This is a genomic window from Bowmanella denitrificans (assembly GCF_002887595.1).
In the GTDB taxonomy this organism is placed as follows: Bacteria; Pseudomonadota; Gammaproteobacteria; order Enterobacterales; family Alteromonadaceae; genus Bowmanella; species Bowmanella denitrificans.
Map to the genome: position 1 here is coordinate 72,764 of NZ_PEBU01000010.1, position 23,233 is coordinate 95,996.

The 23,233-nt window shown below is 51.2% G+C and carries 15 protein-coding genes, 1 pseudogene and 1 riboswitch; of the genes and pseudogenes, 9 read left to right on the forward strand and 7 right to left on the reverse strand.

The features are described from left to right. Nucleotides 1-26: 26 nt before the first annotated feature. Nucleotides 27-3,680 carry a PAS domain-containing protein gene (locus CSR04_RS17485; protein WP_102797608.1) on the reverse strand — a complete coding sequence of 1,218 codons (3,654 nt, stop codon included), beginning with the start codon at nucleotides 3,678-3,680 and terminating at the stop codon, nucleotides 27-29. A 336-nt stretch (nucleotides 3,681-4,016) separates the two neighbouring features. Here CSR04_RS17485 and CSR04_RS17490 point away from each other — a divergent pair, with 336 nt between their 5' ends. Both CSR04_RS17490 and CSR04_RS17495 read left to right on the forward strand, forming a co-directional pair. Beyond that, entirely contained in the window at nucleotides 4,017-5,171 is a 1,155-nt protein-coding gene (locus tag CSR04_RS17490) for an efflux RND transporter periplasmic adaptor subunit (protein ID WP_146027199.1), read from the forward strand. Nucleotides 5,172-5,175: 4 nt separating this feature from the next. Then, nucleotides 5,176-8,271, forward strand: coding sequence for an efflux RND transporter permease subunit (locus CSR04_RS17495; protein WP_102797610.1), 3,096 nt, complete (start codon nucleotides 5,176-5,178; stop codon nucleotides 8,269-8,271). 15 nt (nucleotides 8,272-8,286) lie between these two features. Here CSR04_RS17495 and CSR04_RS17500 read toward each other — a convergent pair whose 3' ends face one another. The 4 genes and pseudogenes from CSR04_RS17500 to CSR04_RS17515 form a co-directional block, all read right to left on the reverse strand. Next, a complete protein-coding gene (locus CSR04_RS17500; RefSeq protein WP_102797738.1) occupies nucleotides 8,287-8,907 on the reverse strand; it encodes a TetR family transcriptional regulator in 621 nt (206 codons plus the stop codon). A 96-nt stretch (nucleotides 8,908-9,003) separates the two neighbouring features. Continuing rightward, nucleotides 9,004-9,216: pseudogene (locus tag CSR04_RS17505) on the reverse strand (tautomerase family protein); the annotation flags it as partial. A 29-nt stretch (nucleotides 9,217-9,245) separates the two neighbouring features. Next, nucleotides 9,246-12,419, reverse strand: a complete 3,174-nt coding sequence (locus CSR04_RS17510) for an efflux RND transporter permease subunit (RefSeq protein WP_102797612.1) — start codon at nucleotides 12,417-12,419, stop codon at nucleotides 9,246-9,248. 12 nt (nucleotides 12,420-12,431) lie between these two features. After that, the gene (locus CSR04_RS17515; protein ID WP_102797739.1) at nucleotides 12,432-13,637 is read right to left on the reverse strand and encodes an efflux RND transporter periplasmic adaptor subunit; all 1,206 of its coding nucleotides are present in this window, start codon (nucleotides 13,635-13,637) and stop codon (nucleotides 12,432-12,434) included. A 178-nt stretch (nucleotides 13,638-13,815) separates the two neighbouring features. Here CSR04_RS17515 and CSR04_RS17520 point away from each other — a divergent pair, with 178 nt between their 5' ends. Next, nucleotides 13,816-14,424: a TetR/AcrR family transcriptional regulator gene (locus CSR04_RS17520; RefSeq protein WP_245921717.1), complete on the forward strand. Its 609-nt coding sequence runs from the start codon at nucleotides 13,816-13,818 to the stop codon at nucleotides 14,422-14,424. A 9-nt stretch (nucleotides 14,425-14,433) separates the two neighbouring features. Here the strand turns inward: CSR04_RS17520 and CSR04_RS17525 are convergent, their stop codons facing one another. After that, complete coding sequence (locus CSR04_RS17525; RefSeq protein WP_102797614.1) at nucleotides 14,434-14,787, reverse strand: hypothetical protein; 354 nt, start codon at nucleotides 14,785-14,787, stop codon at nucleotides 14,434-14,436. A gap of 437 nt (nucleotides 14,788-15,224) precedes the next feature. Between CSR04_RS17525 and ccoG the strand changes: the two genes are divergently transcribed. The 6 genes from ccoG (at nucleotide 15,225) to CSR04_RS17555 (ending at nucleotide 22,441) form a co-directional block, all read left to right on the forward strand. Next, on the forward strand, nucleotides 15,225-16,652 hold the full coding sequence (gene ccoG / locus CSR04_RS17530; RefSeq protein WP_102797615.1) for a cytochrome c oxidase accessory protein CcoG: 1,428 nt from the start codon (nucleotides 15,225-15,227) through the stop codon (nucleotides 16,650-16,652). Between the two features lie 7 nt (nucleotides 16,653-16,659). Then, nucleotides 16,660-17,631 carry a serine/threonine protein kinase gene (locus tag CSR04_RS17535; RefSeq protein WP_102797616.1) on the forward strand — a complete coding sequence of 324 codons (972 nt, stop codon included), beginning with the start codon at nucleotides 16,660-16,662 and terminating at the stop codon, nucleotides 17,629-17,631. A 53-nt stretch (nucleotides 17,632-17,684) separates the two neighbouring features. After that, nucleotides 17,685-17,875, forward strand: a riboswitch (cobalamin riboswitch). A 97-nt stretch (nucleotides 17,876-17,972) separates the two neighbouring features. Beyond that, complete coding sequence (locus CSR04_RS17540) at nucleotides 17,973-19,895, forward strand: TonB-dependent receptor domain-containing protein (RefSeq protein WP_102797617.1); 1,923 nt, start codon at nucleotides 17,973-17,975, stop codon at nucleotides 19,893-19,895. A gap of 106 nt (nucleotides 19,896-20,001) precedes the next feature. Next, a complete protein-coding gene (gene glsB / locus CSR04_RS17545) occupies nucleotides 20,002-20,925 on the forward strand; it encodes a glutaminase B (RefSeq protein ID WP_102797618.1) in 924 nt (307 codons plus the stop codon). Between the two features lie 151 nt (nucleotides 20,926-21,076). Continuing rightward, on the forward strand, nucleotides 21,077-21,700 hold the full coding sequence (locus tag CSR04_RS17550) for a thiol:disulfide interchange protein DsbA/DsbL (RefSeq protein WP_102797619.1): 624 nt from the start codon (nucleotides 21,077-21,079) through the stop codon (nucleotides 21,698-21,700). A 117-nt stretch (nucleotides 21,701-21,817) separates the two neighbouring features. Continuing rightward, entirely contained in the window at nucleotides 21,818-22,441 is a 624-nt protein-coding gene (locus CSR04_RS17555; protein ID WP_102797620.1) for a thiol:disulfide interchange protein DsbA/DsbL, read from the forward strand. A gap of 88 nt (nucleotides 22,442-22,529) precedes the next feature. Here the strand turns inward: CSR04_RS17555 and fre are convergent, their stop codons facing one another. Further along, nucleotides 22,530-23,228, reverse strand: a complete 699-nt coding sequence (gene fre / locus CSR04_RS17560; RefSeq protein WP_102797621.1) for an NAD(P)H-flavin reductase — start codon at nucleotides 23,226-23,228, stop codon at nucleotides 22,530-22,532. Between the last annotated feature and the right edge of the window lie 5 nt (nucleotides 23,229-23,233).

Consider the following 23,233-nt stretch of genomic DNA (forward strand, 5'->3'; position numbering starts at 1 on the left):
GGCTAATTCCTCAAGCTAAGTTGAGGTCAAGAGTTAATTGCCCATTCCTTTTTTCCGGCTTCAGCATCACAAGGCCAGACCATCACAAACTGACCGGTATCGCCGCTGACCTCATAGCGAATTTTGCCTTTCAGAGTTTGGGTAACCAGATTGAATACCAGGTTCAGTCCCAGCCCGGCATTGCCTTCCCGCCTGGCCCCGGTCACAAAAGGTTCGAACATACTGTTGGACAACTCCGGAGTAATAGGCTGGCCATTATCGGCATAGCACCATCGGCACTCTCCCTTGGCATATTGCACCTGGATCAGAATGGTTCCTTCGCTGCTGGTTTTTGCATGTTTCAGACTGTTGTTTACCATCTCCAGCATAATATCCTGCAAAACGGCCGGATAGCTTTGAATGGTCAAATCGGCAGGCACCTTGATGTCCAGCTTGAAACCGGCCTGGTTCAACTGACCTTGAATCGCACTTTTAATGGTGCCAAACAAAGAAGCCAAATGAACAGGTTGCAGTCGCTTATCAGCAAAGTTCACCGCCAGCTTTTTGAAAGACTCGACCAGTCGGTTAATTCTGCGCAGATTTTCACTGGCCAGCAGACACCCCTGCAAAATTTGCTTATTGCGCTGATCAAATTCAGCGGCTGACAAGGTTTTTTGTTTGCGCATGTCTTGCAAGGTCACGACCAGATGTTCAACACTGGAAATAGAGGTGATCACCACGCCTAGCGGGGTATTTATTTCATGAGCCAAACCTGCCACCAGAGAGCCAAGCGAAGCCATTTTCTCCACTTCCACCAATTCACGCTGGGTGTGTTTCAGTTCCTCAATGGTTGTTTGCAGCAGTCCATTGGCACTGGCCAGTTCGGCCGTTCGTTCCTGCACCAGATGTTCCAGATTTTCATTAAGCTGCTTTAATGACAATTCAGCGGTTTTCAGCTTATGAATAATCTGCAACGTGCCCACCATACGCAGGGCCTGGCCATCGGGAGTTCGTTCGGTGACTTTTCCTCTGTCTAGCACCCACAGCCATTCTCCACTTCGGGTACGCAAACGGTACGAGGCCTGATAATACTGAGAATTACCCTGCAGATGACTTTGCAGCGCTGCCTGCATTTGGGCCTGATCAGAGGGGTGAATATGCTGGCTTCGCTCATCCATACTATTTGCCCCGCAAAGATGGGGGAACTCCGCCAGAGCATTACGTCTTTGCAGGCTGGCTTTGTCCAGTTGCCAGTCCCATAGTTCATCCCCGGTACCCCATAGTGCCAGGCTGAGTTGCTGCTCTTTTTCCTGCAAACTGGCCAGCCAGGCATCCTGAGCGCGCTTCCTTTGCCACCAAAGATACAATGCCAGCGAAGCCACAGATATTGCGACCGCCCAGTAGCATAAATAAGCCAGCGTGCTCTTCCACCATGGCGGCAGAATATGCAGTGAAAGCTGGTGTTGTGCATAGGTTTCAGGATTGTCCACTGAAAAAGCACGAATGCTTAATATATGCTGCCCCGGCCCCAGGCCCAGCAAATCCAGTCGGTTGTTGTCAGTGGGCAGACTCCAGGCAATGGCACTGTCACCCAGCTTGTATTGAAAAAACAGCTTTGCCAGATCATCACTGGAGTTGGCGGCCAATGATAACCTTACCTGTCGCTGGTCATAGCTTATAGGTGGCAAGCTGTCGCTGTGGTTCAACAAATTAAATTTGTTTGAGACAGTTTGCAGTTCCCCGACAAAAAATTGGAAGTCGGCCGGCCGCCATGCCATGCTCACATTAAGATTGATGCGGTTAATGCTCTGTGACCCTGCAGCATAGACAAGGTTGCCAGACGCCATTAGCTGCTTAGGCCTGATTGTTTCAGACACACCGGAAGCAGCACTGAATAGCCTGTAATTCCAGGACTGCATATCATAAACAAACAGTCCTTGTGCCGAGGTGAGCCAAAGTTCACTGCGGCCATTAACCAGCACTGAGGTAATTTCTGAGGTTTGCGCATGCTCCCCAAGCAGGGGTGAAACCGGTGAAAGCCCCGCCTGTTGATAAACAAACCCCATACAGCCGCTGTTAGTGGCCAGCCAAATACGGTCCTGCGCATCAATTTGCATATCCATCAGCCCATTGGCTGGCAAAGGAGCATCACGAAAATAAGACCATTGGCCAGCGCCAACATCGAATCTAAGCAGCCCCTGGCTCTGTAAGGCCACCCAAATAGCCCCGTCTGAGGTCTGCTGTAAACGACTGACACTGCTCAGACGCCCCTGCATGGGCGTAAGCGGATGTAACCTTTGCTGCCATGTGCTTAACGCCACTTCAATCAGCCCGTAATAACTGGCCAACCAGACGCGCGAACCATCTTTATCCTGCAGTACATCAGTGATGTTGTTGTAACGCTTACCCTGCAGGGCCTGCAATGTATGCCACTTACTGACGTTAAACTGGCTGTCTGCCACGCCAATCTTATCCCCGCGCACCACAACAGACTGCCCATTGGCTAAAGCCAGGATCTTCTGCACATCCTGCATGCCGGTATCCTGCAAGCTTTCACTGCTATTGCCAGACCATTGCCACAGTTTTTGTTTGCTGTCGTTAAACAGCAGGCCTCCTTGTGCACTGACCGACAATAATTGTATGCGTTGCGGTGCAGGGCTATGATTTTCTGCAAAAACAAACTGTTCAACCTGCCGATGCCTTAGCGGCACCCGAAAGACACCGAAAGAGACACTACCGACCCAAAGATTTTGCAGGTTGTCCAGATACAATGCTGAAGTGAGGAAGTCCTGTAAGCTCTCCGGCATACCAGGGGTGGGCCGATATAGCGTCAGGGTGCCAGTGTCGATTCGGTACTCGGCCAGGCCAAATCCTATACCGGCCAGCCACAGTGCGTTTTTCCCTGCAGAGTGCATGGTGTGTACAGAAGTACCTGAGCCAAAGGTTTGCAGGTCCAGCCAAGGTAGCAAATGCGACTGTTTGAGATCATAAGTCCACAGACGATTTTTTTGCGCCGCAAAAACATGCCGATCATCGACAAACAGAGCATCAATTGCACTGGCGACACCAGTGTTGAAAAGCAACTGCAATTGTTGCTGTTGATAGCGGTACAACGCACCATTGTCTAATGCCAGATACAAAGTTTCACCCACAGTGGCGGTATGCGTAATGCGACCTGGTAGTGGCAGATTGAGCTGGTGTAATAATCTGTCCTCGGTTGAGAAATACCTGAGCTTAGATTCGCCGAGCAACCAGATTTTGTTATCGCTCATGCTGATATTCAGAACCGAAAACTCTTCGTCGCTAAAGGCCCGGCTAAGGTCAATGTGTTCTATCTGCTCAGTCCGATAGTCCAGCCGGTGCAGCCCTTTGTCCAGGGTAGTAAACCAGAGCGCATCGGGGTCCCCGGTTTCTAAATCGTAGACGGCATTGGCAGACATTCCGCCCTGAGTACCAAACTGATGGGCGAAGCGACGTATTTCATAGCCATTGTACTTGAGCAGGCCATTTCGGGTGGCAATCCAGAAGTGGCCCTGAGGATCCTGGCGTATCGCCGATACGGCGCCGTAGCGTTGAATACTTTGTTGCAAAGGGGTCTGACTAACGGCGAGTAGCGGCATCATACTGTGAGTGGCAGACCATCCGCATTGGGCAAACAACATCAGTATTAACCAACAGGCACCCCACCAGCTTTTCTTCATATTGCCAATAACTTGCAGCCTACAGATAACCCAAAGTTTAGAGGCTGTTTGCCTTTTGAGTATGGATTTTGTTGAAATCCCGTTACAACCCCTCCCCGCCTAGCGGTAATAAGCAACTCAGGCAAGCACAGTCAGCACATTCGGATAACCGGCGGCAGCAACAGTCAGCTCTTTAGTTATACAAGTCTGAACCTCAAGGTACATATTTCAGCAGTACAATTCACGACCACTGACCGGTGGAACAAGGTCAACGCACTTTATACATACATTCTTGTATGTATAATGCTTGAGTTAGATTTCTGACTGGACGTTTTTCAAATGCTTAAGGTGGCAAATATGTGGGGCAATTCAGGTTGGGTGCTGGCGGGCATGATGGCAATCAGTCTGACCGGGTGTGAAAAAAATCAAGCACCGACACAGGCTCAGGGCGTGCCTGAAGTGGAAGTTGTGACCCTGACTCATCAGGCCGTCAACCTGTCCACAGAATTACCTGGCCGCACAGTGGACTTTCGCCAGGCAGAGATACGCCCCCAGGTCAGTGGCATACTGCAAAAGCGCCTGTTTGAGGAAGGTCAGATGGTCGAGGCCGGCCAGGTGCTGTATCAGATCGATCCGGCGCCTTACCAGGCAACCTTAAGTGCTGCCAAAGCCAATCTGGCTAAAGCCGAAGCCGTGCTGCGCAACGCGGGTCTGAAGGCAAAACGGATCAGCAATCTGCTAAGTACCAACGCCGTCAGCCCCCAGGATTATGACGATGCCCAGGCTGCTGAGCTGCAAGCCAAAGCGGAATTAGCGGCCGCCAAGGCCAGCCTGCTAAGTGCACAGATCAACCTTGACTACACCCGTATTGTTGCCCCCATCAGTGGTCAGATTGGACGCTCAGCGGTTACCGAAGGCGCACTGCTGACAGCAAACCAGGCGCAGGGACTAGCAACCATCCGCCAACTGGACCCCATTTATGTGGATCTGACCCAGTCCAGCACGGAGCTCATGGCCCTGAAACGCCAGGTGCAAAATGGTGAGCTGCAAAAAGGTCAGGGCACACAAGTCAGTCTGATTCTGGATGATGGCAGCACTTACCCTTTCCCGGGCAAGCTGCAGTTTTCCGAAGTCAATGTCGACCCGGGCACCGGCATGGTCACTATTCGGGCTGTTTTCCCCAACGACAGCGGCGAATTGCTGCCAGGCATGTTTGTCAGAGCGAAAGTTGAACTGGGGGTTGAGCCGCAGGGCTTGTTAATTCCACAGCGCGCCCTGATTCGCACTCCCAAAGGCGAAGCCTCTGTGATGTTGGTCAATGCGCAAAATCAGGTGGAAAGCCGCATCGTCCAGGTTGGCAGGCCTGTGCAGCAGAGCTGGCTGGCACAAGGCGGTATTCAGACTGGTGAGCGGGTCATTGTGGCTGGCTTACAGAAAGTCAGGCCTGGGGCAACGGTGAAGGTTGTCGATACGACTTCCCCCGCTTCTGCCACAGTAGCGGCAGGAGAATAACGCCATGGCTAACTTCTTTATTAACAGGCCCATTTTCGCCTGGGTGATTGCCATCGTCATTATGCTGATGGGGCTGTTGTCGATAAAGCAACTGCCCGTTGAGCAATATCCGCGTATTGCGCCCCCCGCCGTCACCATCAGTGCCAGCTATCCAGGCGCATCGGCACGTACGGCTGAAGACGCGGTCACTCAGGTGGTAGAACAATCCATGAACGGATTGGACAACCTGATGTATATGTCTGCACAAAGTGATTCCGTGGGTAATGTCACGGTAACTCTGACCTTTGAAACCGGCACCGATCCAGATATTGCCCAGGTGCAGGTACAAAACAAATTGCAAAGGGCCATTCCATTGCTGCCCCAGGAAGTGCAACAGCAGGGTGTGTCTGTGGCTAAATCCAATGGTAGCTTCCTGATGGTACTGGGCTTTATTTCTGAAGACGGCAATATGAGCCGGGCAGATATTGCCGATTTTGTGGTGTCCAATATCAAAGATCCCATCAGTCGCACCAACGGCGTGGGCAATGTCCGCGTGTTTGGCAGTCAGTATGCGATGCGGGTCTGGCTGGATGCCAACCGACTCAATCAGTATCAGTTGACACCCGCCGATGTGACCGCCGCCATCAAAGTGCAGAATAATCAGGTAACCGCCGGACAACTTGGCGGCGCCCCGGCGCTGCCCGGCCAGCAATTCAATGCCGCCATACTGGCGCAAAGCCGACTGAGCAGCCCTGAAGAATTTGGCAATATTCTGCTGCGGGTTAATGCCGACGGTTCGCAGGTCCGCCTCAAAGACGTGGCCCGCATTGAACTTGGCGGTGAAGACTATTCGGTATCCGCTAAGTTTAACGGCATGGAAGCGTCGGGTATTGCGATTGAAATGGCTACAGGTGCCAATGCTCTGGACACGGCAAAGGCAGTACGAGCCACGCTGGCAGACCTGGAGCCCTATTTCCCGCAAGGTCTTAAGGTCGAGATCCCCTATGACACCACACCCTTCGTGGAAATTTCCATCAGTTCCGTGGTGCAAACCCTGTTTGAAGCCATCTTACTGGTGTTTGTGGTGATGTATCTGTTCCTGCAAAACCTGCGCGCGACCCTGATCCCGACGCTGGCCGTGCCTGTTGTGCTGCTCGGTACTTTTGCCATTATGACCGCTTTTGGTTTCAGCATTAACACCCTGACCATGTTCGGCATGGTATTAGCCATCGGTCTGTTGGTCGACGATGCCATTGTAGTAGTGGAAAACGTCGAACGGGTGATGCAGGAAGAAGGTTTGTCTGCCGTAGAAGCCACCCGTAAATCCATGGGCCAGATTACCGGCGCGCTGGTGGGGATAGGCCTGGTATTGTCGGCGGTATTTGTACCTATGGCGTTTTTCGGTGGCGCCACCGGCTCAATTTACAAACAATTTTCTATCACCATTGTGTCGGCCATGGCGCTGTCTGTGCTGGTTGCGCTGGTCTTTACCCCGGCGCTGTGCGCCACCATGCTCAAACCCATCAAGGGCGATCACCATCACAAAGGCGGTTTCTTCGGCGCGTTTAATCGCGGTTTTGACAACAGTAATCAGGGCTATCAGCGTATGGTTGGCGGTATGCTGAAACGCCCGGTGCGTTCCATGTTGGTTTATGCGGCCATTATTGGGGTAATGGCTCTGCTGTTTGTGCGGCTGCCTTCATCCTTCCTGCCGGAAGAAGATCAGGGTATTTTTCTGACCATGGTGCAGCTCCCCACAGGTGCCAGCCAGGAACGTACCGAAGAGGTGATGCGCAAAGTCGCCGCTTATTACGACAAGGAAGAGGCAGTACAGTCGGCCTTTACCGTTACCGGCTTTAGCTTTGCTGGCCGCGGGCAGAATGTGGGTCTGGCGTTTGTGCGCCTGAAAGACTGGTCAGAACGTGACGACACGCAAAGCGTGCAAGCGGTAATTGGTCGCGCCATGGGCTATTTTTCCACGGTCAAAGAAGCACAGATTTTTGCTTTCAATCTGCCACCGATTATGGAACTGGGCAGAGCCACCGGATTCAATCTGTACCTGCAGGATCGCGGCGGATTAGGACATGAAGCCCTGCTGCAAGCCCGCAACCAATTGCTGGGCATGGCAGCACAGCAGCCAAATCTGATGGCGGTCCGCCCCAATGGCATGGAGGATGCGCCACAGTTACAAATCGACGTGGATCAACTAAAGGCGCAGGCTTTGGGTGTATCGCTGACAGAAATCAACCAGACATTGTCAGTGGGCTGGGGTTCGACCTATGTGAATGATTTTATCGACCGTGGCCGGGTTAAAAAAGTCTATGTGCAGGCCGAAGCGGGTTTCCGCATGACCCCACAAGACCTGAAACATTGGTATGTACGCAATCATGCCGGTGAGATGGTTGCTTTTAGCTCCTTTGCCAGCAGCCACTGGACCTACGGTCCTCAGCGTCTGGAACGCTACAACGGCGTACCGGCCATGGAGATTCAGGGCGAACCGGCACCAGGCACCAGCTCCGGTGACGCCATGGCCAGCATGGAGCAGTTAATCGCGCAACTGCCCATCGGCATTGACTTCGAATGGACCGCAACGTCCTATCAGGAGAAACTGTCGGGCTCACAAGCTCCCGGACTCTATGCACTTTCCATATTAGTGGTGTTTCTGTGTCTGGCGGCATTGTATGAGAGCTGGGCCATTCCGTTTTCGGTTATTCTGGTGGTGCCACTGGGTATAGTGGGTGCATTGATTGCCGCACACACAATGGGGCTGAGAAATGATGTGTACTTTCAGGTTGGCCTGCTGACAACCATGGGACTGGCATCCAAAAACGCCATTCTGATTGTGGAGTTTGCCCGTGAACTGCAAGCCCAGGGACGTGAATTGGTAGCGGCGATACTGGAAGCCATTCGCTTGCGTTTACGCCCTATTATTATGACCTCACTGGCCTTCTCTTTAGGGGTTCTGCCTCTGGCAATCAGCAGCGGCGCCGGTTCAGCCAGCCGCAACGCCATTGGTATTGGAGTACTAGGTGGTATGTTATCAGCCACTTTCCTGGCCATCTTCCTGGTGCCGGTATTCTACCTGGTCGTGCAGAAGCTCTTTGTACCACAGAAGCAATAAAAACATCAGCCGGGCTTAGCCCGGCTTTTTTAATCCCTGCAGCAGGCCGTCGATCAGATCAGCCGCATGATTGGCAAGGTCACATTGTTCCGGATGCAATAAATACTTAGCAATCAGGCCGCTAAGATAGGCATTTAGGGCACTGGCGGCCAGGGTTGGTGTTATGGCCGGATTAAGCAGCCCTACCTTGGCTGCCCGGCCGAAAGCACGCTGCATGGTGTCATGCACTTCATTGTTGAGACGTTCCTGCTGACGCACGGCGGGATTCAGCTCGTCAATATACTCACACCGGTGAAAGACAATGGTCAGTACCCGGCGGTGCTGCTCACTGCTTCCCACCATTTGCAGTGAGCGGATCATCACATCGCGAATGCGCAGGAAGGGATCGGTTTCGGTTGACTCATCCAGTTCAGACAACATTTGTCTGAATGGCAGCCGGATACGCTCCAGCATGGCGTTGAACAGGTCGGCCTTGTCGGTAAAGTGCCAATAAATTGCGCCGCGGGTAACACCAGCAGCCCGGGCGATCTTTTCCAGGGTAGTGCGCGACACTCCCTGTTCATAGAAAAGCTGTTCTGCAGCGTCCAAAATGGTGCTGCGGGTCGCTTCGGCATCGGCTTTAGTGCGCCTTACCATATGACTGGTCTCAATGTTTTTCTTGTTTTGTAGACAAGATATTAACATAGTCCCAGACGATTTTGGCAGTCGCCAAACCGGCAGAAAAGAGCCAGGTTATTTTCGTTGTTGCTGCTGTTTCCAGTCGTCGGTCAGCATGCCGGCAAAGCCCCAGTCAGCTTCCTCAATTTCCTGGATCACAATATGGGTATGTTCAGGATTCTTACCTAATACCCGCTGTAGCGATTCGGTAAAATCTTTCACCAACTCAGCCTTTTGTTCACGGCTGGCACCTTTGGTGATTTGCACATTAATGTAGGGCATATCCTGGCTCCTTCTCTTTAGAAAAAGAGGGCGGCTTACGCCAGCCCCTCATCAGTATCCACATGTTCTTCTTTGTGGTGTTTGGCGATCTCGTCAGACAATTGCTGACGACTGCGTTTTTCGGTGAGCTTGCGCTCCGTCAGCCAGAAGAAGAACAACGGCAGAAAGAACACCGCCAGGAAGGTGGCAGCCAGCATGCCGCCCATTACCCCGGTACCCACACTATGTCTGGCCCCGGCCCCCGCACCTGAACTGAAGGCCAGTGGCACAACCCCAAGAATAAAGGCCAGCGAGGTCATAATAATAGGCCTGAACCTCAGGCGTGCCGCTTCCAGTGCTGCGGTACTGGTACTCCAGCCCTGCTGCGTCTTCATCAGCGCATATTCCACAATCAAAATCGCGTTCTTGCCGGCTAATCCCAACAACGTCACAAGACCAATCTGGAAATAGACGTCGTTGGTCAGCCCAGCAACCCAGACCGCCACCAGCGCACCGAAAGTACCAAAGGGCAAGGCCAGCATTACAGACAAAGGCAGAGACCAGCGTTCATACAAGGCGGCCAGAATCAGGAACACCATGATGGCGGCCATACCCAGTGCCAGTCCGGTCGTGCCTGAACTACGTTTTTCCTGGAACGCCGAACCTGTCCAGTCATAGCTGATATCCGGGGGTAATACCTGAGCGGCAATCCGTTCAATCTCAGCAATTGCCTGACCTGAGCTGTAGCCTGGTGCCGGTTCCCCCATCAGTTTGACCGCTGGCAGGTTATTGTAGCGATCCAGGCTGTCAGGCCCTGTGCTGTACTCAATATTGGCAAAGGCAGAAATAGGCACCATTTCACCGGTCTTGCTACGCACATAAATACGGCCAATATCCTGTGGCGACATCCGATAGTCAGCATCGGCTGACATCAGCACCTGCCAGGCCCGGCCGAACTTATTAAAGTCATTTACGTAGTAAGTACCCAAAGTACCAGCCAAGGCGTTAAAAGCACCATCAATAGGCACGCCCATGGCATGAGCCTGCTCGCGATCCACATCGATTTTAAGCTGTGGCGTATTGGGCCGCCACAGGGTTTGTACCCCTGACAGAATCGGGCTTTGCTGGGCAGCGCCTTGCATGGTCTGCATGGCCTGCACCAGCTTTTCAGTGCCGCCTTCACCGCGATTCTGCAGGTAGAATTCAAACCCGCCGGTATTGCTCAAACCAAAAATCGGCGGTGGGTTAAAGGCCAGCACCAGTGCTTCTTTAATATGGGCGGTCTTCATAAAGAGTTCCCCCACCAGCTCTGGCGTACTGATATCTCTTTCATCCCAATGCTTTTGTGTGACGAAAATCGTCGCGGCACTGTTTTTATAGCCGCCCCCAATGAAATCAAAACCGGTAAAGGCCACCACGTTTTCATTGGCCGGATTGGACTGAATGGCCGCCAGGACTTCAGCTACAACTTCCTCGGTACGCTCCAGAGATGCGCCGTCTGGCAGGAAAATCGCAGAAATATAAAAACCCTGATCTTCGTCTGGCACCAAAGAGCCCGGCGTGGCTTTCCACATAAATCCGGTAATTAAAATCATCCCCGTGACCAGTGTCAGCCCCAGTAAACCGCGACGCAGGAAGAAGCTGACGGATCCTACATACCTGTTGGTGACACGGTGAAACCAATTGTTGAAACCCTGGAAAAAGCCGGACGTTTTCTTGTGCTCTGCGCGCAGAATCATAACGCACAAAGCCGGTGTCATGGTCAATGCCACCATACCTGACAAAGACACCGCGATCGAGATGGTAATAGCAAACTGGCGGAACAGCTCACCAGTCAATCCACCTAAGAAAGCAATAGGGACAAATACACTACAAAGCACCAGCACGATGGCCACCACCGGCCCACTCACCTCATGCATCGCCTTAATGGCGGCATCACGGGCGTTCAGGTGTTCCTCGTGCATAATACGTTCGACGTTCTCCAGTACCACAATGGCGTCATCCACCACGATACCAATAGACAACACCATGCCGAACAAGGTCAGGGTGTTAATGGAATACCCCAGCATATACAAACCAGCAAAGGTCCCCAGTAAAGACACCGGCACCGCCAGCGTCGGGATCAGGGTGGCGCGCCAGTTCTGCAGGAACAGGAACACCACCAGGAATACCAGCACCATGGCTTCGACCAGCGTTTTCAGTACTTCACGGATCGACACCTCTACGAAACGCGTGGTGTCATAAGGTACCGAGTGTTCCAGGCCGGCCGGGAAACGGGTTTTCAAATCTGCAACGGTTTGATTGACTTCCTTGGCCACATCCAGGGCGTTAGCGCCAGGCTGCAGGAAAATACCCACCAGTACGGCGTCTTTGCCGTTTATCCGTCCGGCGAAGTCGTAGTCTTTAGAGCCCAACTCCACTCTGGCCACATCTTTGAGGCGCAACGCACTGCCATCTGGATTAGAACGAATCAGGATCTGTTCAAATTCTTCGGCGGAGGTCAGACGACCTTGAGCGGTCACGCTGTACACCAACTCCTGTGGACTACTGGATGTTGGTGTCGAACCAATCTTACCCGCTGCATATTGGGAGTTCTGTTCCCTGATGGCACCGGCAATTTCTTCCACCGTCACCCCTAGCTGACTCATCAGATCGGGCTTGAGCCAGATACGCATGGCGTAATCCTTGGCACCGAAGATCTGTACATTGGTGGTGCCGGGAATACGTTTAATCTGGTCAAGAATATTCAGGGTAACGTAGTTGGACGTCCATAAGGATTCGCGGCTGCCATCAGGTGAATAAAAGGCATGCACCTGCAAGAAGCTGGACGAGCCCTTCTCCACCACCACGCCCTGGCGGCGGGTTTCTTCCGGTAACCGGGCTTCAACCTGTTTGATGCGGTTATTCACGTTCACCGCAGCCTGATCCGGGTCTGTACCAATTTCAAAGGTCACCATAATAGTGGTCACCCCTGAACTGGTTGAAGTGGATGACATATACATCATGCCTTCCACACCGGTAATGGCATTCTCAATTGGCGTAGCGACGGTTTGCTCCAAAACTTCGGCCGAAGCGCCGGGATACACCGCCATCACCTGCACCACAGGTGGCGAAATTTCAGGATACTGGGCAATGGGCAGGCTGCGCATGGCCGCCAGCCCCGCCAACACCACGAATATGGAGATAACGAAGGCGAATATAGGCCTGTCGATAAAATAACGAGAAAACATGCAAACTCCCTGTTACTTGGCGCCAGCGGCGGCCGGTTGCTGTCCGGCCAGTACTACCGGCATGCCTGGGAAGAAAATATGCGCCATACCGTCCACAATGACCTGATCGCCAGTTTTCAGACCTTTGTGGATTACCCAACTATTCTCGATACCATTGGCGGTTTCCTGGCGCACCCATTCCCCCACTTCTACCGGGGCAGGCTGGGCGATGGAGCCTTGCTCACCTTTGGCCATCAGGTACACATATTTGCCGGTACCGCTGTCCAGCACCGCACGCTGTGGCACCACAAAGGTATTTTCGCGACTGGCGCCTTCCAGCACCACGCGTACAAACTGGCCTGGACGTAATTTAAAATCAGGATTAGGCACAATGGCCTGCAATTCAGATGTGCCGGTCATGGTATTGATACGCACGTCACGGAAATTCACTTCACCCACATGTTCATAGAAAGAACCATCTTGCAGTTTGATGCGGGTTTTCCAATGGCCATCTTTGGGCAGGGTCAGCAGGCCATTTTCTGCATCTTTACGCATGGCTAACTGCTCCCGCTCTGACAAACCAAAGCGAATACGAATGGGATCAAGCTGGGTAACCTGGGTCAGCAATACATCCGGTCCCGGTACATAAGTACCCTCAGACACCTGTTCGCGTCCGGCCACTCCATTTACCGGTGATTCCACCCGTGCATACTCCAGATTAAGCCGGGCATCCTGCAGCTTGGCCTCGGCCGATTTAACATCAGCCTGGGCAATTTCTTCTGCCGACATAGCGTTATCCAGATCCTGCTGCGAGACGCTGTTCTGCTTACGCAGTGGGGTCAGACGCTTGACATCACGACGGGCACTTTCGAGTCTGGCCTGTGCCGCCAGCAAATCAGCCTGGGTCCGGGCCACTTCAACCTCAAAAGGCTTAAGATCCAGGGTAAACAATGACTGCCCCTGTTCAACCTTGTCACCCTCCTCGAAGTTGCGCGATTCGATAATGCCAGCCACCCGGGCACGGATTTCCACCTCTTTCGAGCCGGACAAGGTCGCCGGCAGCTCCAGGGCAAAAGGTACGGTTTGCGACTGCATGGTGCGCACTTCCACCGCTGCGGGTTGCATACCACCCATACCGCCCCCCTCAGGCGACTGTTCACCGCAAGCGGTCAGAAAGCCAACCAGGGAAACCGCTGTTAGCTTAACGCAAAACGAAAAATTCCTTTTGTATTTACCCATAGGAGCACCGATAGTAGAGAAGCTGGACCGAATAACCTTATAAAAGCTCAGGTTATGAGACAATAACAACAGATATAATAACGGCATTAAAGTACACGATCACGTATACTTTAGCTATTCGTTTATTCGTTTCAAAATGTATCGGCATCCTGCCGATCGCATTACAGAGGAGTTTAGTTTGGGTCGAAGTGATGAGAAGCACAATGATATTTTGTGTGCAGCGATCCGGGAGTTTTGCGAAAAAGGCATGATGGCCACGACCATGGAAGCCATTGCCTGCCGCGCCAGTGTCTCCAAAAGAACTCTGTACAAACATTATCCGTGTAAGGAAGATTTGCTGGACGCCGTGGTTGACCTGTTACTGGAACGGGTTGAGCCACTACAAAAACTGGCCTTTGATGCCAACCGCTCCCTGGCGGTGCAACTACAGGAGCTCAGTCAGAAAGTGCTGCAGTTACTTTGTGACGAGCACTATTTGCGTTTATCCAAAATAGTGATAATCGAATCCATGCGCTCGGAAAAAGAAGCCACCCGTCTGAATGACAAATTCGCGGATTGTGAAAAAGACATGCATAACTGGTTTATCCAGGCGTCTGAGGCCGGGGCGCTGGGCAATTTTGAGCCAGGCATGGCAGCCGCCTTTTTCTACGGTGCCATCAAAGAAGTGGCTTTCTGGGATCAGGCTATCTGCTGGAAGCCATTGCTGAACAAAGCCGAAGCAGAAAAACTACTGGAGCAAAGTTGCAGGTTTTTTATTGCAGCCATTGGCAATAACAAGGATGTGTAGTCCAGAAGGCTAATCAAAACTGACCTTGTTTATTTCGGAGCATAAATACAACAAGGTCGCCCCATAGACATAAGGATTTTTGTCTTGCTCTATGCAGTAGTAGCGCTGAAAGTGTTCCAACTTAGTACGGCTGGACAGAATATCCATCACATAGTCTTTTTGATAATCGTTCATGGCCGAAATATGTGGCCTGACCCTTTCCTGCAGTTCATTCAGCTTCTGTCGCTCGGCCATACTGGCTATCTCTGTCATCCAGTCCGACAAACTGTCCTGCATATCGCCCAGCCAATACTGCACAAATGACGATCGCAGGATGACCACCAACAGGGCAATTTCCAGAATAACAATAAAGGTGCGTTTCATTGTGCTGCATCAATAACTCACTACGGTAAAAATCATACCTTAAACCAACAGAAAGGCACAGATTGCTTGATTATGCGGCAGAATAACTAGCCATGAGTATTTATTACTATCCCTTAAGGCCTAACTATCGAGATACACTGCAAGACAGTCAGAATAGTCATTCAGCGATTTTACCGGATAGCACAACCCATTGACAATTAACAACATTTTAACAATAAATCAGCAAAAACTGGTTTATTCTTGCGGTAGATGTCCTTGCGTCGTGGCGATAAAAATTTATAATTTTCAGAAATTTTTGAAACTTCAAAAATTACGAAAGAGTGTAGCAAGCACAACTTGAATTACACTCTGTGTAGTAGCCAAGCAGGCTTTTGCAACTGCATATCGAAAGGGAACAACAAAAAAAGATTCCCAATGCGAGACAGAGACCAGGAACCATGAGTGAAAGAATCCCCGTAAAAGACGTTTCGCCTGTACAAATTCATAAGCCGGATAGCCGGGAGCATGACAATAATTATTCCCCCCGCAGCCATATTTATGTGCGTGCGGTTAAAGGGCCGCTTGAAACCTTCCGCCGCTACTTCGGCTTTTTCTTTCTGGCCCTGTTTGCCTTGTTACCCTGGCTCAGATATAACGGTCATCAAGCCATTTTGCTGGACATTGGCGAACAGCGTTTCAATATATTCGGCCTGACATTGTGGCCTCAGGACCTGACCATTCTGGCCTGGATCTTCATTATCGGCGCATTTGCCCTGTTCTTTGTCACCACCTTTGCTGGTCGCGTATGGTGCGGTTTTCTTTGTCCTCAAACCACCTGGACCTATATGTATGTCTGGTTTGAAGAAAAAATCGAAGGTAGCCGGCATCAGCGTATGAAGCTGGATGAACGGTCCATGGACTTTGATAAATTCTGGCGCAAAAGCCTCAAACACTTGTGCTGGTGGTTGGTGGCAATACTGACCTCACTGACCTTTGTCGGCTACTTCACCCCCGTTGATACTTTATTTGTCGAATTCTTTACCCTGCAAACCGGTTTTTGGGTGAGCTTGTGGGTGTGGTTCTTCGCTGTTTGTACCTATGGCAATGCTGGCTGGATGCGGGAAATCATGTGTACCCATATTTGCCCTTATGCCCGTTTCCAGTCGGTGATGTTTGATAAGGATACCTTCACCGTCACTTACGATACCAACCGAGGTGAGAAGCGTGGGCCAAGAGGCCGCAAAGTCAGCCGGGAAGCACTGGCTGCGGACGGTGTCGGCGACTGTATTGATTGCAGCCTGTGCGTGCAGGTTTGCCCAACGGGTATCGATATTCGCAACGGCTTGCAGTATGAGTGCATAAACTGTGGGGCCTGTGTGGATGCCTGTAATGGCGTAATGGATAAAATGGGTTACCCCAAAGGCCTGATCAGCTACACCACGGAAACGAAAGTAAAAGGTGGGCACACCCATATTGTCAGGCCCAAACTGGTGGGCTATGCCGTGGTTCTGTTGGTGATGGTCGGTTTTCTGGCGCTGGACCTGTTCACCCGTATCCCGTTGGATGTGGATATCATTCGTGATCGTAACCAGCTATACCGTGAAACCAATGACGGCCTGGTGGAAAACGTCTATACCCTGAAAATTCTCAATAAGTCGCAGCAGGACGGCCGTTATTTTATCACGGTCGAAGGCCTGGACGGGCACCGCCTGACCGGCAACCGGGAGTTCACCGTACATAGCGGTGAGGTATATGTCGAACCGATCAGCGTGGCAATCGACCCTTACCAGTTAGAAAGCAGCATCGTGGAAATCCGCATTAAGGTACAATCCCTGGACGATGAAGATCTGAATGTGGTCGCACCGACCAAATTCCTGTACCGCTAGGAACCTAATGTCCGATTTCAGTTTCCACAATCTGACCCCGGATTTGATCCTGGATGCCGTTGAAAGTACCGGCATTCGGGTTGATTCCGGGTTACTGGCTTTAAACAGCTACGAAAATCGGGTTTATCAGTTTATCGACGAAGACCGGCGTCGCTATGTGGCTAAATTTTACCGCCCCAATCGCTGGAGCTCAGAGCAAATTCAGGAAGAACACGATTTTGCCGAAGAGCTGCTTACGCAGGAGATCCCCATCGCTGCCCCCATGCGCTTGAATGGGCAAACCCTGCATCTTCATCAGGGCTACTATTTTGCCCTGTTCCCTTCGGTGGGGGGCCGTCAGTTTGAAGTAGACAATCTGGATCAGTTGGAATGGATGGGGCGCTTTATTGGCCGCCTGCATGCAGTGGCGGCCAGTCGCCCGTTTACGCACAGACCGCAGATTGACCTGGACAGCTTCTTATTTGAGTCCAGGAAAGAACTTGAACACAGTACATTGGTACCAACTGCGCTGATGAATCCGCTGTTTACCATTATGGACATGGTGATCGACAAGACCGCCAAGCAATACAAACCGGCTAAGCAAATCCGTCTGCATGGGGATTGCCACCCAGGCAATATTCTGTGGCGTGACGAGCCCACTTTTGTCGATCTGGATGATTGTCGTATGGGTCCGGCGATACAGGATTTATGGATGATGTTGTCTGGTGACCGTCAGCAGCAGTTATTGCAATTGGACACACTGGTCAACGCCTACGAAGAGTTTTTTGACTTCAACCACAAAGAACTCAGTTTGATAGAGCCACTACGCGCCATGCGCATGGTGCACTATATGGCCTGGCTGAGCAGACGCTGGGAAGACCCGGCCTTTCCTCAGGCTTTCCCCTGGTTTGCCACCGACAAATATTGGGAACAGCAGATCCTGGCTTTGAAGGAACAATATGCCACCTTGCAGGAACCGCCATTGTCGCTGATGCCCTGATGGCTGACTGTCAGACCAGTTGAATCCAACTGGTTTTTTTATAGCTATCCTTTATAATCCGCCCTGATTAAGGTGTCTTCTGTAATAAAAGAAGGTGAAACGGGAAGTCATTTGACGCTGCCCCCGCAACGGTACGCAAGAATCGGGATCACTATGCCACTGTAGCCAAGCGCTATGGGAAGGCGATCCCTGAGCCAGTCAGGCACTTGCCAGCCCGGAGACCGGCCTTAATCCAATCAACGGCGCAAAGGGCTGGATTTAAATAGATCCATACTCAGACAATCCCATTGCCGCCACAGGAAACCAGCGCTCGGGTGGAGCGCCAACCTAGGCACAAAACTATGCAATTCAAACACACAACTTTAGGGTTGGCGGTGTTCGCCAGCCTGTTCGGCACTTCTGCAGCTATTGCGCAGGACGATATTGAAACTATTAGCGTGATTGGCGCGCGCCAGCCGATAGAGCTGAGCCGCTTAAGCGCATCGGTGTCCGTTATTGATCGTGCAGAAATTGAAAATTCAGGCGCTATCAGTTTGTCAGATCTACTGCGCGGTCTGCCCGGTGTCAGCATCAGCCAGGATGGCGTTAAAGGTTCTCAAACTCAGGTGCGTTTACGCGGCAGCGAAGCCAATCATGTACTGGTGCTGGTAGATGGTGTCGAAGTAAACGACCTGGGTGCCGATGGCGGTGTCAATTTTGCCCATCTCAATCTGGATAATGTGCAACGTATTGAATTGCTGCGCGGCCCACAAAGTGCGTTGTGGGGCAGTGCCGCAGTAGGTGGTGTCATCAGTATCACTACCCGGGAAGCACAAGGTAAGTTACAAGGTTCTTCCAAGCTTGAAGTGGGTCAGGACAGCAGTAAGAGACTGGCTGGTAGCCTGCAAGGTCAGAGCGAAAGTCTGAGCTACGCACTGGCGGCAAATCATTTTTCCACCAAAGGACAAAATATCGCCCGAACCGGAGAGGAACGCGATGGCTATCGCAACAATGAAGTGTCAGCAAAACTGGGTTGGCTGCTTTCCGACGCATCTAAAGTGCTGCTTCAGTATCGCAACCTGGACACGTTCAATGAGTACGATGGTTCTGACTATACTACGGGTCTAAGTACCGATGCCGACAACTTTACCCATGGCCGCTTCGCCAGTGGCAAATTGGAATGGCATTTTGCACCAGCTAACAGCGCCTGGAGTCAGACACTAGGTGTGCAGCACAGTCGCAATAACAGTATCAACTATAGCCCTGCCTTTGGTGGTGATGCCCAGTATCAGCAATCGGAAGTAGACAGTAATAAGCAGCGTTGGTTCTGGCAAAACAACCTCAGTTATGGCCAGGCTAACAGAGCCAGTCTGGTGCTGGAGCACGTAAATGAAGATTTCGAGCAAATTGCCCAGGCACAAAGCTGGGGCGATCCAAATCAACAGCAGGATAACCACACCAATTCCATTGCGGCCGACATTCTTCATCAGCTCAATGACAGTCTGACCTTAACCGCAAGTGTGCGCCACGACAACAACCAGATATTCGATGATGCCCTTACCTATCGTATTGGTGGCACTTTTGATATCTCCGCCGAATACAGCCTGTTTGTCAGCCACGGTAAGGCGGTTAAAAATCCCAGTTTTATCGAACGTTTTGGCTACACACCGGCCAGTTTTATTGGCAACTCTCATCTTGAACCGGAAGAGTCCAGCAGTTCAGAAGTAGGCCTGCGTGCCAATTTGTCTGCAGGCTGGCAGACAGAACTCAGTATCTATCACACAGACCTTGAAAATGAAATAAATGGTTATGTGTTTGACACTGAGCTTGGCGGCGCAACAGCAAAGAATATTGTCGGTGAAAGTGCGCGTGACGGTTTGGAATGGCAGCTTTCCGGTCAGTTAGCAAACCTGTCAGTAGATTTGAGTTATAGCTACCTTGATGCCAGGGAAGAAGACGGTCAGACGAATAAGATAGAAGTCCGTCGTGCCCGGCACTCAGCCAATTTAGTGCTGAATTATCCGTTCTTCGACAACAAAGCCAACATCTATTTACAGGCTAACTATCAGGGTACACGTCAGGATGATTTCTTTGCCACCTTTCCAGCTACCCGGGTAGCGCTGAGTGCAGCCACCATAGTCAACGCAGCCCTGACCTTCAGACCGGATCAACACTGGACCTTTGCTGTGCGTGCCGAGAACCTTTTTGACCATGAGTACGAAGAAGTGGTCGGCTATCAGCGTCAGGGCCGCACGGCTTACTTAAGTGCGGGCTACCAGTTCTAAGCAGAACGACTCTACAATGCCGGTCTTTTAATGACCGGCTTTTTTTTAAGTGGCATGCGGATTGTTCTGATTTAACTTCACGGTCATAACAACTATGGTTAATACGATGGATAAACCTGATTACCAATCACTGATAGATCTGTTAGCTCAAGGTGTGCAGCCCTATATCGGCCAGGGCAAGGTGGCAGACTATATTCCTGCTCTGGCCGACGTAGATGCCAGGCAATTTGCTATGGCCCTGGTCACCACTGACGGGCAATGTTACAGCACCGGGGATGAGCAGGCCCGTTTTACTATCCAGTCCGTGTCCAAAGCCATGACCCTGACGATGGCGCTGCAGCGGTATGGTGAAACCTTATGGCAGCGAGTGGGTAAGGAGCCATCCGGTACCGCGTTTAACTCTCTGACTCAGCTGGAATTTGAACAAGGTATTCCACGCAATCCGTTTATCAATGCAGGCGCGCTGGTGACCTGCGATGCCCTGTATTCAAGGTTATCCGCACCAGTGCATAGTATGCTGGAAACCTTTCGGGCTCAGGCCGGCAACCCCAAAATTGGTGTAGATGTCAAAGTCGCAGCCTCGGAATATGAGCATCGTCACCGAAACGCCGCCATGGCCCACTTAATGAAGTCCTTTGGTAATTTCCACAATAATGTGGACGATGTGCTTAAAGCCTATTTTAGTTATTGCGCCATTGAGCTAAACATTATCGAACTGGCCAAAGCTTACAGCTATTTATCTAACCAGGGTCATTGCCAGTTTTGTCAGCGACAGATTCTGTCGCCGCGCCAGACCAAGCAGTTAAATTCGCTGCTGTTTACCAGCGGTCTGTATGACGCAGCCGGAGATTTTGCCTATCGGGTGGGTATGCCGGGCAAATCTGGTGTATCTGGTGCCATCATCGCCGTTGTTCCCGGGCGCTTTACCGTTGCCGTATGGTCACCCGGGCTGGATAGCGTAGGTAACTCTGTTGCAGGCATAGAAGCCCTGGCAGCGCTGTCAGATAAACTGGAGTTCAATGCGTTCTAAGCTGTTGGTTCCTTACCGGGGAAATGCAGCTTTACCCGTTAGATGAACGACAGCTGACCGGCGACCAGCAGAAGGCTGCACCTAGTCGGCATTTGCCAAAAGCTGTGGTAACCTCTTGTGCGTTTTCTTTACCAATTAAGAGATTGTGCCGATGAAAAAGCTGTTCAGCCTGCTGATACTGGTCCTTATGCTCCCCCTGCAAGCCTGTGCTCAGGAAATGTACAAGGAAGGCGAGCATTTTGAAGTTATCAACGATAAAGCTACCGATAAAGCTGAGGTGCTGGAGTTTTTCTCCTTCTGGTGTCCACATTGCCACGCGTTTGAACCGCTGGTAGCGCAAATGAAACAGAAGTTGGATAAAGACGTTAGTTTCGAAAAAGTGCACGTTAACTTTATGAACTTCGCCAAAACTGAAACCCAGGATGAAGCCACCAAAGCCATGATGGTTGGCCGGGCATTAAAACGCGAAGACGCCCTGAATAAAGCCATCTTTAACTATATTCATGTGCAACGCTCCCCCGTGACCTCTCTGAAAGATTTGGAAAACATCTTTATTATCAATGGTGTTGATTCAGGTGAATTTGAAAAGCTGGCCTCCAGTTTTGGTGTCAACAGCATGGTATCGAAGAACAACAAGGCCATTGAACAGTACCGCAGCCACCTGACCGGGGTACCCACCTTTATCGTCAATGGCAAATATAAGGCCAAATTTACCCGCGAGATGGGCCCAGACGATATGGTTGACCTGATTGTCTGGCTAAGTAAACAGAAATAATATTGTAAGGGACCGGCAGGTCCCTTTTTAATTTTATTTACAATTCAACCGTCTCCGCCCCTTCCCAGCACCAATCCCTGTGGTAAATTCACAGCCGGTTTAAATGGAGAATCAACAATGAAAAAGTTACTTGCGGTGTTGGCTATGCTGCTACCTATGCAGCTACTGGCCGCTAACTGGCAGGAAGGCACGCATTATGAGGTGATAGACGACAAGGCCAGCAGCAAGATGCTGGTACAGGAGTTTTATTCGTTTTGGTGTCCAGCCTGTAATGCCGTGGAACCTATTGTTCAGCAAATGAAAACTCGTCTTGCCAGCGAAGGGATCAAATTTGAAAAAGTGCATGCCAATTTTATGCGCTTTGCCGAGCCGGAAACCCAGGATGCAGCCACACGCGCCATGATGATTGGCCGGGCATTGAAACAGGAAGAGAAACTGAACAGCGCGATCTTTGCCCATATCCATAAAAAACGCCAGCCGATTACGTCCATGGACGATCTGAAGGCTATTTTTGTTGATCAGGGCGTCGACCCCGAGCGCTTTGACGAGCTGGCTGGCAGTTTTTCGGTCAACAGCCTGTTTTCCAGAAACAACAAAACCCTGGAACAAAATGCCCGCCATTTAAACAAAGGGGTGCCGGCTTTTATTGTTAACGGTAAGTACCGGGCCATGTTCACCCGCGATATGACACCAGATCAAGTGATTGAGTTAGTGGTTTGGCTGGCTAAGCAGAAAAGCTAAATAGTCTGAGTGCCGGTATGGCCGGCACTCAACCTTGAGGCTGCAGAACAGATAAAACAACGCTGTTTGTATTCAGCCCTGACATCGGTCAGATAAATTCAAAAGCATCACCAAACAAATTGCTCAGCAACAAGCCTTGTTGGTGGAAAGCATCCCTGGCCACACCGGCCATTTCAAAACGTCCTGCTACATAGACCTGGTAAGGCTCCAGGCTGATAAAGTCATCCAATATTGCCTGATGTACCAAACCTGACCGGCCCGGCCAGTCTTTATCAGGCATTTCCAGCACCGGAATAAAGCTCAGTTTGGCATGTTGAGTGGCCAGTACCTGCAACTGTTCCAGCGCATACATGTCTTCACGGGTTTTGGTGCCCCAATATAAAAATACCGGTTCTTTTAACGGACTGGTCAACAGAGTTTGCAGAATACTCCAGGTATAAGAAAAGCCGGTGCCGCCAGCCATCAGAATGGTTGGCTTGGGCTGTTCGCTACGCAAAAAAGCCTTGCCGTGCGGCCCATCCAGACAAATGTTGTCACCCTGCTTAAGTCTGTCAATCACTTGCATCGCCCAAGGATTATGCTCAGAGGCCCCTATATGCAGCTCAATCAGACCATTGTTCTGTGCCCCATTGGCAATGGAGAAAGGGCGTTTATCTGTCTCACCCATGACCACACGAATATACTGACCGGCTTTAAACGCCACCGGTACCTGGGGTTCCAGCAGAATCCGCCACACATAAGGTGTAAGAGCTTCCATCTGGGCAATTTTGCATTCAAATTCTGACATCGTTG